Source organism: Streptomyces sp. NPDC033216 (genome assembly GCF_055577115.1).
Genome location: NZ_JBVIQK010000021.1, coordinates 18530 through 31090 on the forward strand (window position 1 = coordinate 18530; position 12561 = coordinate 31090).

Consider the following 12561-nt stretch of genomic DNA (forward strand, 5'->3'; position numbering starts at 1 on the left):
GGTCACCTCTCCGGTAGGGGCCTGCTGAAGCCGGGTGCGACACCCCTGCCCCGTCTCTGAGCCCGACCGGCGCCGCCTGCGGACAGGCGACTACCGCGTGATCCAAACGATCGACGACGGAGAGCTGATGGTGCGGGCCTCACTCGCCTATTGGATCCCCTGGCCCGCGCCGACCACTAACTGATCGTTTCAAAACGGACTTCGTTGTGGGGCTTGGCAGTCGAAGGTTGTGTCGGCAGGATCTGATGGGCGTCTGCTGACCGTGGGCCTGACGACCTGTGGGAACGAGTGGCTCCGCTGTTGCCTCCTCGTCCACCCAGGAGACATCGATATCCCGAGCGGTTGCCGGCGGATGACCGGGGCTGCGTTGCGGGCATCGTCTACGTTCTGTGCAAGAGCGTGAGCTGGCGGGACGTTCCGGCGCAACAGGTCGGTTGCAGCAGGGTGACGGCCTGGCGGCGCCTGCGGGACTGGACCGAATCAAGGCAACCGGCTGCGCTCCGCTCCGCCGTGCGCGCTTCCCGGCTCTGGCTGCGCCCGCGCTCCTGCCTCCGGCCCGCTCGGCGCTGCCGCCGCCGACGCGACCCCCGCAGTGGATAGGCCCGTGGGGCATGAGTCGAGACCCAAGCCCGCGGCTTCAAGACACGCCTCCGGCGGGGGCAGGCCGTCCCGTAACTGGTTAGGTGGTTGGTGCGTTGATGGGGCATGGGCGGGGTGATTTCAGCTGATGATCCGAAGGGGATCGAGCCGTTCGCGGGTTTGACCGAGGTCCAGTTCGCCAGGTTGGTGGCGCTGGTGCGGCGTCGTGGTGGCGATGTGCAGCGTGGCCGGCCGTGGCGGTTGTCGCTCGAGGATCGGGTGTTGCTGGTGGCGACGTACTGGCGCACGAACCTCACGTTGCGGCAGGTGGCGCCATTGTTCGGGGTGGCGAGATCCGCAGCCGACAGAATCCTGGACCACCTGGCACCGCTGCCGGCGATCTCGCCGGCCCGGCGGCCGCGCAAGGACACCGTCTGCATCGTCGACGGAACGTTGGTGCCCACCCGCGACCGCAACGTCGCGGCCTCGAGCAAGAACCATCGGTACTCGGCCAACCAGCAGGTCGTCATCGACGCCGGCAGCCGCCTGGTCGTGGCCATCGGCCTGCCACTGCCCGGGAGCCGCGACGACTGCCGGGCGTTCACCGAGTCCGGCGTCGACCGGGCCTGCCGCGGCGCCCCGACCATCGCCGACGGCGGATACCAGGGCACTGGCCGGCTCATCCCACACCGTGAACGACGAGGCCAGAGCCACCTCGGTCCCCAGCAGGAAGCGGAGAACGCGGTCCACCGCCGGGCGCGAGCCCGGGTGGAACATGCTCTGTCACGGCTGAAGAACGGGAAGATCCTGCGGGACTGCCGGCTCAAGGGCGACGGAGTTCACCAGGCCATGCTCGGCATCGCCCGGCTCCACCACCTGGCCCTCACCGGATAACTCACGCCCCATACGGGACAACCTCTGGGGCGTGACCTGTCGATCTGACTGGCTGAGTAAAACCAGGTGCGGCCGGTCGCCGCGATGGTGTGCGATGCGGGACATGACGATCGTTCTGAACGAGCCCGGCGTCGAGGGGCTGACCGGGGCCGTGGATGCCCTCCGTGTATGGCAGGACGACCGCACGCCGCTGCAACTCCATCCAGGAGACCTCGGCTGGGCCTGGGCGCTGGGCGCGGAGAGGCTGGCCGCGGCCGTCCGCACCTGGAGCGTGGACGGACGGATCATTGCCGTCGGATACCTGGACGCCCCTGATGTGCTGCGCCTGACGACCGCGCCGGACCTGCGACAGGACGGTAGTCTCGCGCGCCAACTGCTGGCGGACCTCAATGATCCGGGGCGCGGGGTCCTGCCGCCCGGGAAGGTCGGCCTCGAAATCCCCAACGGCGCCCTGCTCCGCGAGGTCCTCCTGGAGGCGGGCTGGAATCTGGACGAGCCGTGGACGCCCCTGCGCCACGACCTCGCCGAGCCGGTGAAGGACGCCGGTCTGCGGGTCGAGGTAGCCGGTCCGGAGACGGCGGGGGTGCGGACCGCAGTGCACCGCTCGGCGTTCGGCAGCCCGAGGTTCAGCGAGGAGATCTGGCACGTCCTCGCGGCCGGGCCGGTCTACGCCGACGCCCGCTGCCTGATCGGCTACGACGACCAGGACAACGCGGTGGCCGCGGCGACGGTCTGGTCGGCCGGGCCCGGCAGGCCCGGCCTGCTGGAGCCGGTGGGCGTGCACGCCGACCATCGCGGTCGCGGCTACGGGACGGCGATCAGCGTCGCCGCTGCGGCGGTGCTGCGTGAACTGGGTGCATCAAGCGCACTCGTCAGCACCCCGAGCGCGAACGTTGCCGCCGTCGCCACCTACAGGGCGGCTGGATACGAGCCGTCGTCCGAACGGCTGGACGTCAGCCGAGCCGCCTGAAAATGATCAGACGGCGGTACCGGTCAGGCCGCGTCGCTGCCCCTGGCTGGGGCCGAACGCCCTTTGAGGACATGGGGTAGGTCGGGGTTCGATGATGGCCGGATGATTCGTCGTGGTGAATCGACCGATGTGGCCTGGGCGCGGATCATGCCGCTGTTGCCGCGTTCCAACGGGCGTCGTGGCCGGTCGCAGTTGGTGCCGCTCCTGGAGGCGCTCCGGGTGCTCTGGCTGGGGCCGGGCGTCCCCGGTCGCGGCCGGATCGGGTCGACACCTCCCCCTCGACCACCCGTACGTCCCGCGCGGCGAGACGTGCGCGGGCCGTGTCGTCAAGCCGCGGTCCGGTGTGTGTGAACAGGGTGATGTCGTCGCTCCACTGACTCCACAGCAGTGCCTGCTCCACCCCGGCCGGACCGGTGGCCAGCACGCCGATCGCCCGCTCACGTACCTCCCACCCGTGGCAGTACGGGCAGTGGAGCACCTCGCGAGCCCAGCGCTCGGCCACGCCGGGCACCTCGGGCAGTTCGTCCACCAGGCCGGTGGCGAGGAGCAGGCGGCGGGCCCGTACGACGGTGTCGTCGTCGAGTACGACCTCGAAGAGCCCGCCTGCGGCCCGCTTCGCGGCGACGACCGACGCCTCGACCGCGCGCGTCCCGAAACGGGCGACCTCCTGCCGCGCGAGGGCCAGGAAGTCGGCCGGAGCGATGCCCTCGTGGCCCAGGTAGTTGTGCATGCTGTGCGCGGGAGCGTTGCGCTGCCGTCCGGCGTCGACCAGCAGTACGGTGCGCCGGGCGCGTCCGAGGGTGAGCGCGGCGTTCAGGCCGGCCGCGCCGCCCCCGATCACGATGACGTCGTGAATCTGGTGGTGTTCCATGGTGTTCCTCTCGTTCGGCGGCGATCTTCCAGCCGGCCGCCGATGGACCCCAAGGCGCCTTGCTGACCTGGCAAGATGGGGGCGTGAACCACGACGAGCTGGAGGAGGTACTGCGCACGGTCGGAGGGCGTCTGCGGACTCTGCGGCAGCAGCGTCACGCGACACTGGACGACATCAGCGAGCGCAGCGGCATCTCCCCGAGCACGCTGTCGCGGCTGGAGTCCGGACAGCGCAAGTACACCCTCGATCTGCTGCTCCCCCTGGCGGCCGCCTACGGCCTGCCGCTCGACGAACTCGTCGGCGCGCCTGTGACCGGTGACCCGCGCGTCCACCTGCGGCCCGTCTCCGTACCCGGCCAGGACCAGACGGTCGTCCCCCTGGTCCGTCACTACGGAGGCCCCCACGCCCACAAGCATGTGCTGCCGCCGGGGACGACCACCGCCTCGAAGCAGGGGCTCCACACCCATCAGGGCTACAACTGGGTCTACGTGCTGCACGGGCGGCTGCGCATCACCGCGGGCCCCCGGCAGGTGGTCCTGGCAGCCGGGGAGGCCACGGAGTTCGACACCCGGCTGCCGCACGCGCTGGGCAACGCAGGTGAGCAGCCGGTGGAGTTCCTCAGTCTCTTCGGGGCCCAGGGGGAGCGGATGCGCGTGGTCACCTCGTGGGAGGAGACCACCGAGGACGACGAGGCCGAAGACCGGGTGTGACGGGAGCGTCTTGCCGGTTTGGCAAGGGGATTCAGCGTCGGCCCGGTGCGTCGTACATGATCCCGCTGCCCGGCCCCGCCGACCGATTCCGGAGAACAGCCATGCCCGTCACACCGCCTCCCGTCAACCCGGAACTCGCCGCGGCGATCGATCTCGACGCCCTGCGCGTCACCCTCACCCATGAGGTGATCGAGAAACTACGGGCCGCGGCCGCACCAGCGCCGACCCTGGACGCGCTGCGCCGCGACGGCGCCTTCACCGTCGAGGAGCTCCTCGCCCCTCCCGCCGGCTGCGGCACCCTCGGCGTGCCCCTGCTGGTGTGCCGGCCCACCAGCGTCACGGGGAGGCTGCCCGTCCTGTACTACTTGCACGGGGGCGGCATGGTCATGGGCCATGCCCGGCAGCACCTGGACTACGTCCTCGAGTGGGCGGAGGGGCTGGGGGCGGCCGTCGTGTCGGTCGAGTACCGCCTGGCCCCCGAACACCTCTACCCGGCGGCGCTGGACGACGCTCTGGCCGGGATCACCTGGATTGCCACGCACGGCCGGGAGGCGGGCATCGACCCGGAACGCGTCCTCGTCACCGGCTTCAGCGGGGGCGGCGCCGTGGCCGCAGGACTGACCCTGCGCCTGCGGGACGGGAGGGACCTGCGCCCGGTGGGGCAGATGCTGGTCTGCCCCATGCTCGACGACCGCAACGACACGTGTTCCGCCGTCCAGTTCGCGGCGACCGGCGGCTGGAACCGGGCCGCCAACGAGGCCGCCTGGTCCCACGTGCTCGGCGCGCGCCGGGGCACCGCCGACGTACCCGCCTATGCCGCGCCCGCCCGCGCCGAGGACCTGTCAGGACTGCCGCCGACGTACCTCGAAGCCGGTTCCGCCGAGACCTTCCGGGACGAGGTGGTCGGCTACGCCTCGGGTATCTGGGCGGCCGGTGGTGACGCGGAGCTGCATGTGTTCGCCGGGGGCTTCCACGGTTTCGACTTCCTCGTCCCCGGGGCCGGCCTGTCCCGCGACGCGCGGGAGACCCGCCTGAAGTGGCTGCGCCGAGTCCTGCCCACCCAGTCGTGAGGGGACCGGAACGGCGGTGACCGGCTCGGGTCGAGGCGCGGCGGCAGGACGGCCGGCGCCTACCCGGGCGGCGCGGGCCCGGACGGGCACCGTCACGGGGCACTGCTCTGTCCCCGCCGGGACCGTGCACGACCTGCGGCCGACAGCGCGCCCCCGGCGGGCACGTCGAAGCGGACGACGACACCCTGCTGGCCGCGGCCCTGCGCGAGGTCAAGGACGAGGCCGGGATCCCAGCCTCGGTTCTCGTCCTGACGCCCGAGTTCTCCGACGAGCCGATTGACATCGACGTCCACGCCATCGACCCCGACCGGCACGGGGTGAAGCGGCCCACTGGCACGACGAAGCGCGCTTGGTCTTCTACCTCACCGACGGTGCGCCCGAACTCGCGCTGCAAGCCGAGGAGGCGGTCGGCAGAGGCGGGCGCGGCCCACCACGGGCACCGTTCTCACACAGTGGGCGTCATGGATGCCGCGTCTTTCCCCGGGCGCACGGCTCGCTCGTGGACGAAGGCGTGCGCGGACGCCAATTCGGAGCGGCCGGCGGCCTCGACCGCCTCCAGGAAGTCGTAGGCGTCCGGGCCGATCGGTACGCGCAGTGGTGCCGTGGGCGACGCCGGCCTGCCACGCTGAGTGGTTCGCCAGCCCTCGAATATTCGAGGCGGCGCGGTGCCGAGCCTTGTACGATCCCGGACGGGATGGGGCTCGTAGCGCAGTGGTTGTCGCGCCTTCACCGCATGTGGGAGGACGCCGGTTCGAATCCGGTCGGCCCCATCCTGCTCATCCTCCAGCAGCTTCCTATGCCGCCCAGAAGCACCTCTGTCGTGCCCGGAGTGCCCGTCACAGAAGTCGTGCCAGAACCAGGACTCATGAGGGAAGCGCGGCCGGGCTTGTCCAATGGCTCCTAGTCAGTTTGGATCCTGCAAGGGTGCGGCGATAGAGCACCGAACGGCCGGCTCGGGTGCGGGTGACCAGACCCGCCCGGTGCAGTGCAATCACACCCAACAACGTGACAACGCCGCGCGCTCTGCTGGATGAGCACACCCGCTCTGCTCACGAGCCTGCTCGCCCCCGGCGGCCGCAACCGCTGAGGGTAGTTCCCTGATCCTTCTCGGTGGCGACGGCGCCGGCGGAGAGGAGCGTCGCAGCGGCGAGGCTGCCCCACAGGGCGGTCGAGCCGTGGGGTGCGAGAGCGGTGATGACCGCCGGGGAGACGGCGAGGCCGAAGCCCGTGGAGAGCTCGAAGCGGGCGAGGGTGCGTCCCAGGACATGGGCCGGGGCGAGGGCGGTGACGAGCGCGGTGGCGCTGCCGGCATAGATGATCTCGCCGATGGTGCAGACCACGGACACCGTGGCGACGGCCGGGGCACCCCACCCGTGTCCCAGTGAGGTGGCCGCGAGGAAGCCTAGGTAGGACGCGGTGAGTACCACACCGGCGAGAGCCAACACGGTCCGCCTGGAGAAGCGGGCCATCAGGACCGTGACCGGAACCTGCAGGGTGACCACCAGCACCGTGTTGGCCACGAAGATGGCCGCTGACCACACCGGGGATGCGTGCAACTGTGTCACCAGGACCAGAGGGAGCGCGATTTCGGGAACGTTGAGGCAGAAGACGTAGACCACGTTGGCGGCCAGCAGTGCGGGCATCCGGGGCGCCGGCCCGTCGTCCCTGTCCTTGGCCGGGACAGCGGCCGGATGCGCGTGCAGGTGGACCGACCACGCCAAGGCCGCCGCAGTGAGATAGGCGAGCCCGGTGACGGCTGCCAACGCCTGCAACGCGGTGGTGCCGCCCGCCAGGCATGCGGTGGCGAGTAGCGCGCCGGCGCCCATGCCGGCGTTGCGCAGGGCGCGGCCTCCCGCGAGAGCGGTGTCGCGTTCTCGGCCGTGGGCGACCGTGGCCACGAGAGCCGCGTGAGCAGCCGGCCATGCCTGGTTGCCGATGCCGAGGAAGAGCGCCGCCGTCGCGAACAGCCAGACGTGTCCCGAGGGGGTGGTCAGCAGCAGCGCCACGCCCAGCACCCGCACCAGCATCGACGCTGCCACGACCGTGCTGCGTGCGCCCCGGTCCAGCCATCGGCCCACCGCGGGCATGCACACCAGGCCTACGACGACGCCGACCGTCATGGCGCCTCCGGTGACCGGCGCGGACAGCCTCAGCACCGTCACCCCGTAGAGCAGCAGAAAGGGCCGCAGGAGGCCGGTGCCGAGCGCGTCCACGGCCAGGGCGATGGCATAGCGGGGGCCTCCGGAGGCACGGACGAGGGCACGGGACTGGATCTTGGTGGTGATTGCCATGGCGGCAACGGTGCGTTTCGCCAGCCGGGTTGGGTACGTCGGTTGACGTATCCCGTCAACCGACGCCGTCGCCGGCCATCCGGTCAGTGATGATGAGGGGTGACATTGAGGATCGACATCAGCGGTCTGCTGTCCGAGCGACTGCGGTTCGCCGCCTCCCCGCTGGCCGAGCTGACGGCGATGCTGCACGTGCTGGCCGAACCCGGACATCATCCGCAGCTGGCCGGCTGGGCCGGGGATGTGTGGGGCGGGCTGCGGCCGGAGCTGGCCGAGCGGTTGCGGGAGGCGGAGTTCCTCTGGCGTTCCTCACAAGCCGACTTCCTGATCCCCGCCCGCCCCCGCCCGACCCTCGCCGAGGAGTTGGAGGACGTGGACCGGATCGACGACGATGCGTATGTGACCGCCGCGCTCGTCACTACGTGCGGCAGCAACCGCACCCCCTTCAACACGTCGTCGCCGCTCACCGACGCGACTGCGCGCGAGAGGGCCCTGGACCTGGCCCAGGCCCGCGGGCCGCGGCAAGAGGCCTTCGCGGAACGGCTGCTCGCGGACCCGGGCGCTGTGCGGGCGCGGGTGCGCCACACCCTCGAACAGTGCGCGGAAGCCTTCTTCGACTCCGCCTGGGCGGGCGTGGCCGTGCAGCTCGCCACCGACCTGCGTGTGAAGAACGACCTGCTGAAGCGCCAGGGCATCGGGGCGGCACTCGCATCGGTCTCCGGCGCAGTGACCCTGTCACCGAACGGCGACTGCATCATCGTGGACAAGCTTCAGGACAAGGCGACCGCCGCCCGCGGCACCGGGGTCACCTTCATCCCCAGTGTCTTCGGCCGCCCGCACCTGGTGGCGGTCCACGCGCCCGGGTGGCAGCCGGTGGTGCAATACCCCGTGACCGAGCCGAGTCCCTCAGAGCCGGTATCGCTGGAAACGGTCACACTACGGCTGGAGGCACTCGCACATCCGGTGCGGCTGCGGCTGCTGCGCACCCTGGCCCGCAGCCCGCACACCACCGGTGAGCTGGCCCACGTCTGGGAACTTTCAACTCCGGAGGTTTCCCGCCACCTCGCTGTCCTGCGCCGCGCGGGGCTGCTCACGGCCCGGCGGCACGGCCGTTACGTCCGCTACACCCTCAATCTGCCCGATCTGACGGCGCTGGGCTCCGATCTGCTGGCAGCCGTACTGCGCTGAACAGCTCGGTCTGCCAGAACGCGAAGGACCGGCGGCGCGCGGCGCCGACCGCCCTCCAGACCAACAGCCCAGGTCATGCACTCACGCCCGCTGAAGAATTGAGGTTGGTAAAACGCTTGGGCCCCCGCCCGATACCCCCTGCCATCGGCACCGACCGGTGTGCCGCCTCTGGCCGGCGGGCCCGGCATCGCATGCGCGTGTGCCGGTGCGGTCAGTCAGTGGTGAAACTGGACAGCATCGCAGCGGGGTAGCGGCTGCCTGCCGTACCAGAGTGTGCGGGTAGGAGGCCCCGCCCACCTTGCACGCTGTTGATCCACGTCGACGGCGCAGAGGCCACGCACGGCCTGCTTCAGCACCTCGAAGCCCTGAACCCGCGCGGCGCACGGTCCGTTACACCGTCGGCTGGAAGATCACACCCGAGGACGAAGCTGCCATCGCGAAGCCCCAAGCGCGTGGGAGGTCTCACTCGGTGCGCATCACCGCCCCGCTCGCCCTCCATCAGGCGGCGCTCAAGCAGTGCGCCGACCTCGCCGGCGACGGCTCTGCCCCCGGCCGGACGCAAGGCGTACCGCGCATATGCCGACCGGATCGCCGCGGCGACGTGAAGGCCGGCAAGACGTCAGAAAGCACCACGAGACTGACGTCATCGGGCAATCCAAGTCACAGCTACTGGCAGCTGGGTGTGGAGCGCTCTCAGTTGCCGAGCAGTGCGCCGGTGCCCTCGGGGGTGAACCGGCTGAGCGCCTCCTCGATCCGGGCCAGGGTGTCGAGGTGCAGCCGCACCCGCGAGGCAGCAAGATTCTCGGCGATATGGGCGGGGGTGCGGCTGCCCGGGATGGGGACGACATGTTCGTCCTGGTGGAGCAACCAGGCCAGGGCCAGCTGGGCCGGGGTGAGTCCGAGGTCGGCGGCGATGCCGCGCAGCGGGGCGTAGCGGTCGTAGTTCGTCCTCAGGTTGGCCGCCTCAAAGCGGGGGAGGTTGCGGCGGAAGTCGCCCTCGGCAACGTCTTGGACAGTGCCGGTGAGGAAGCCTCCGCCGAGCGGGCTCCAGGCGACCAGGCCGACGCCGAGTTCGCGGGCGGCCGCGTGCAGCTCGGGGTCGATGGGCTGCCACATCGACCACTGGACCTGGACCGCCGCAACCGGGTGGACCGCGTGGGCCCGACGCAGCTGCTCGGCGGTGACGTTGGACAGGCCGAGATGCCGCACCAGCCCGTCGGAGATCAGTTCGGCGACGGCGCCGACGGTCTCCTCCAGCGGTACCTGCGGGTCGGGGAAGTGCGGGTAGTACAGGTCGATGACGTCGGTGCCGAGGTTCCGCAGCGACTGCTCGGCGTAGCCGCGCACATACTTCGGCTCGGCGTTGACGGCCAGCTCACCGAAGGCGTAGGAGACCGGGAAGCGGTGCGCTTGCGCGCCGTTGGGGATGCGGAAGCCGAACTTGGTGGCGAGCACCACCTCCTCGCGTCGGCCGCGCACGGCCTGGCCGACGATCCGCTCATTATGGCCGTCGGCGCCGTAGCCGTCCGCGGTGTCGATCAGGGTGGCGCCCTCGTCGAGAGCGGTGCGCAGCGCGGCGACCGCGCGACGGTCGTCGATCTCCCCGTACATGCCGGGCGACAGGACCATCGCGCCGAACCCGATCGCGGAGGTCTCCGAGTTCGCCAGGCGGCGGGTGGGCAGAGTAGCCATGGGGCCTTTCTCCAATGGGGCAGGGGCACCAGCCGGGGTTCCGGCCGTGTCTTCACCTTGCGGCGCTGCGGGTCACCGAGTCCAAGACCTTTCGCTATAACCGTTGGATATGGACGTCCACCTGCGCGACCTCAGGTATTTCGTGGCCGTGGCCGAGGAGCTGCACTTCACCCGGGCTGCCGAGCGGCTCTATGTCTCCCAGCCTGCGCTGTCGAAGCAGATTCGGGTGCTGGAGCGACAGCTGGGCTTCCAGCTGCTCGACCGGCGCCACGGCCAGCTGACGCTCACCGCCCAGGGGGAGGCGTTGCTGCCTCGGGCACGGACGTTGCTGGCAGCCTGGCAGGACGCGCTCAGGGCGGCACGGGCGGCCGGGCCTGCCGTCGCACTCACCGTGGGCATGCAGACCGCCATCGGCCGGGATCTGCAGCGCGATGTACTCAGCGGCTTTCGCGAGCGCGGCTGGCAGATCACGCTACGGCTGGTGGCCTGGGAGGACCCAAGCGCAGGTCTGGCCGACGGCAGCTCCGACCTGGCCTTCGTCTGGCTGCCGCTGCCTGGCGAGACTCTCGCGACCCGCGCCCTGGCCCGGGAACGGATGTGGGTCGCGCTGCCTTCGGGGCACCGGCTGGCCGCCCGGCCGGAGGTCGACTTCGCCGAGCTCGCCGACGAGCCCTTCATCGCCCTGCCCCGCAGTGCGGGCCCGCTGCGGGACTTCTGGCTGGCGACCACGGCCCGCGGCGGCCGGGAACCACGGATCGGTGCGGAGGCCGCCTCACCGGACGAGGTCTTCGAGGCAGTGGTCTCCGGGCAAGGCGCGGTGCTGATCGCGGAAGGCAATGTTGGCCTGTACCAGCGCCCTGACCTCGTGTACCGGCCGGTACGAGGGCTGCCCGAGGCCGAACTGGCCATCGCCTGGCGCGCCGACGACCACCGATCAGAAGTGGCAGAACTGATCGCCGCCTTGACGGGCCGCAGCCGTCTGCGGCCGCCCGGCTGAATCACTCCGGCCAAAAGCCGGCCGTCCCGCCGAGAAGGCGTTTCACCTGCGCTTCCGGGTGGATCTCCGCCTGACCCACCTCACGGTCCTCCAGCTCGCACACCTTGCGCGTACGGATCCGGCCCATGTCCTCGAGGTGGTACTGGTGGAAACGGATGCTGTGGTCCTTCGTCGCGCTGACCACACTGATCGGCACCGTGACCAGGCCAAAGCTGACGGCTCCGGACCAGAGGGTTCGGGGCATGGCAAACCTCCGCAACAGCCAGAGCACCACCAGACCATGAGCGCCGCCCCCGCCGTAGACGTAGGTGCTCGTCGCTCATTCCCCTCTACCGCGCGCGGCGGGCCGCTCGGCCTGACGTTCCCGGCCGTCGTCACGTGCCTGCCGGAAGGCGTCTGAGATGGTCTCGGCGGCGCCGGACTGGGATCCCTTGGTCTTGCCGCGCGTGCCGGATTCAGTCGCTTGCCCCGTGAGCTCGGTAAGCCCGGCCGGCTTGCGCGGGCCCGCGCCCTTCGTACCGATCCGCGACGTCTCCGTCGTGGAGGACCACCTGGAGGTCCCCTACCCGAAGGACACGGTCAAGGACGCACCCAACGTCGACGTCGACGCAGGCGGTCACCTCGCCGAAGACGAGGAGCACCACCTGTACGAGCACTACGGCATCGACTGGGACGGGGCCTGGCAGCAGGCCAACCAGCCCGGCGCGGGCGGCTGGGCCGGCACCGACACCAGCGAGACGACCGACATGCCTCGCTCCGCAGATACCGGTGTCGGCGGCGACGACGCCATGACGCGCTCGGAGGAACGGATGCACGTCGGCACCGAGCGCCGGGAGGCGGGCCGGGCACGGCTGCGCAAGTACGTCGTCACCGAAGAAGTACGGCAGACCGTTCCGGTGCGCCGGGAGGAAGTCCGCGTCGAACGCGAGCCGATCACGGACGAAAACCGCGATGGCGCCCGGTCCGGACCCGACATCAGCGAAGCCGAGCACGAGGTCACCCTGCACGAGGAACGCCCCCTGACGGAGACCGAGACGGTGCCGGCGGAGCGGGCGGGGATGACGACCCGCGAACAGACGGGCGAGGAGACGGTGCGCGGCCAGGTCCGGAAGGAAGAGATCGACACCGAAGGCGTCGACGAAGACCGGCGCGACAGGTAGCCGAGCCTGCGTCGCCCGCGCGCTGCCACTCGGCGGGCTCGAGTGGCGTCCGGCAGGTCGACAGCTGCCGGACCCCCAGCCCCGGGACTTCGAGACGCTGCCCTCAGACAGCGGACTTCAGGGGGCCGGGAAGCTTGGGCGA

The 12561-nt window shown here is 70.8% G+C and carries 12 protein-coding genes, 1 tRNA gene and 2 pseudogenes; 10 read left to right on the top strand and 5 right to left on the bottom strand.

All coding sequences use genetic code 11. The features are described 5' to 3' along the window. Window positions 1-276: 276 nt before the first annotated feature. From ACZ5Y0_RS29225 to ACZ5Y0_RS29235, 3 genes are all read left to right on the top strand, one after another. Window positions 277-600: a transposase gene (locus ACZ5Y0_RS29225; protein WP_469131760.1), complete on the top strand. Its 324-nt coding sequence runs from the start codon at window positions 277-279 to the stop codon at window positions 598-600. 105 nt (window positions 601-705) lie between these two features. Beyond that, window positions 706-1473: a transposase gene (locus tag ACZ5Y0_RS29230; protein WP_469131676.1), complete on the top strand. Its 768-nt coding sequence runs from the start codon at window positions 706-708 to the stop codon at window positions 1471-1473. A 103-nt stretch (window positions 1474-1576) separates the two neighbouring features. After that, window positions 1577-2443 carry a GNAT family N-acetyltransferase gene (locus ACZ5Y0_RS29235; RefSeq protein WP_469131677.1) on the top strand — a complete coding sequence of 289 codons (867 nt, stop codon included), beginning with the start codon at window positions 1577-1579 and terminating at the stop codon, window positions 2441-2443. A 145-nt stretch (window positions 2444-2588) separates the two neighbouring features. On the opposite strand, the gene ACZ5Y0_RS29240 is transcribed toward ACZ5Y0_RS29235, so the two are convergent. Continuing rightward, window positions 2589-3314 carry an NAD(P)/FAD-dependent oxidoreductase gene (locus ACZ5Y0_RS29240; RefSeq protein ID WP_469131678.1) on the bottom strand — a complete coding sequence of 242 codons (726 nt, stop codon included), beginning with the start codon at window positions 3312-3314 and terminating at the stop codon, window positions 2589-2591. A gap of 83 nt (window positions 3315-3397) precedes the next feature. Here ACZ5Y0_RS29240 and ACZ5Y0_RS29245 point away from each other — a divergent pair, with 83 nt between their 5' ends. The 4 genes from ACZ5Y0_RS29245 (at window position 3398) to ACZ5Y0_RS29260 (ending at window position 5864) form a co-directional block, all read left to right on the top strand. Beyond that, window positions 3398-4024 (top strand): helix-turn-helix domain-containing protein, encoded by a 627-nt coding sequence (locus tag ACZ5Y0_RS29245; protein WP_469131679.1) that lies wholly within the window; start codon window positions 3398-3400, stop codon window positions 4022-4024. A gap of 101 nt (window positions 4025-4125) precedes the next feature. Next, a complete protein-coding gene (locus ACZ5Y0_RS29250; protein WP_469131680.1) occupies window positions 4126-5094 on the top strand; it encodes an alpha/beta hydrolase in 969 nt (322 codons plus the stop codon). A 200-nt stretch (window positions 5095-5294) separates the two neighbouring features. After that, the gene (locus ACZ5Y0_RS29255) at window positions 5295-5663 is read left to right on the top strand and encodes a hypothetical protein (RefSeq protein WP_469131761.1); all 369 of its coding nucleotides are present in this window, start codon (window positions 5295-5297) and stop codon (window positions 5661-5663) included. Between the two features lie 127 nt (window positions 5664-5790). Continuing rightward, window positions 5791-5864 (top strand) — tRNA-Ala (locus tag ACZ5Y0_RS29260). Between the two features lie 279 nt (window positions 5865-6143). Here ACZ5Y0_RS29260 and ACZ5Y0_RS29265 read toward each other — a convergent pair. Next, entirely contained in the window at window positions 6144-7385 is a 1242-nt protein-coding gene (locus ACZ5Y0_RS29265; protein WP_469131681.1) for an MFS transporter, read from the bottom strand. Between the two features lie 99 nt (window positions 7386-7484). On the opposite strand from ACZ5Y0_RS29265, the gene ACZ5Y0_RS29270 reads away from it, so the two are divergent. Next, window positions 7485-8570 (top strand): DUF5937 family protein, encoded by a 1086-nt coding sequence (locus ACZ5Y0_RS29270; RefSeq protein ID WP_469131682.1) that lies wholly within the window; start codon window positions 7485-7487, stop codon window positions 8568-8570. A gap of 693 nt (window positions 8571-9263) precedes the next feature. On the opposite strand, the gene ACZ5Y0_RS29275 is transcribed toward ACZ5Y0_RS29270, so the two are convergent. Further along, window positions 9264-10262, bottom strand: coding sequence for an aldo/keto reductase (locus tag ACZ5Y0_RS29275; RefSeq protein WP_469131683.1), 999 nt, complete (start codon window positions 10260-10262; stop codon window positions 9264-9266). A 109-nt stretch (window positions 10263-10371) separates the two neighbouring features. Between ACZ5Y0_RS29275 and ACZ5Y0_RS29280 the strand changes: the two genes are divergently transcribed. Further along, the gene (locus ACZ5Y0_RS29280; protein WP_469131684.1) at window positions 10372-11259 is read left to right on the top strand and encodes a LysR family transcriptional regulator; all 888 of its coding nucleotides are present in this window, start codon (window positions 10372-10374) and stop codon (window positions 11257-11259) included. Between the two features lie 61 nt (window positions 11260-11320). On the opposite strand, the pseudogene ACZ5Y0_RS29285 reads toward ACZ5Y0_RS29280, so the two are convergent. After that, window positions 11321-11503, bottom strand: a pseudogene (locus tag ACZ5Y0_RS29285) (Ku protein); the annotation flags it as partial. A 75-nt stretch (window positions 11504-11578) separates the two neighbouring features. Further along, window positions 11579-11767: pseudogene (locus ACZ5Y0_RS29290) on the bottom strand (gas vesicle synthesis-like protein); the annotation flags it as partial. On the opposite strand from ACZ5Y0_RS29290, the gene ACZ5Y0_RS29295 reads away from it, so the two are divergent. Then, a complete protein-coding gene (locus tag ACZ5Y0_RS29295; RefSeq protein WP_469131685.1) occupies window positions 11730-12419 on the top strand; it encodes a YsnF/AvaK domain-containing protein in 690 nt (229 codons plus the stop codon). The pseudogene ACZ5Y0_RS29290 and the gene ACZ5Y0_RS29295 sit on opposite strands and share 38 nt — an antisense overlap. The last annotated feature ends 142 nt before the right edge of the window (window positions 12420-12561 follow it).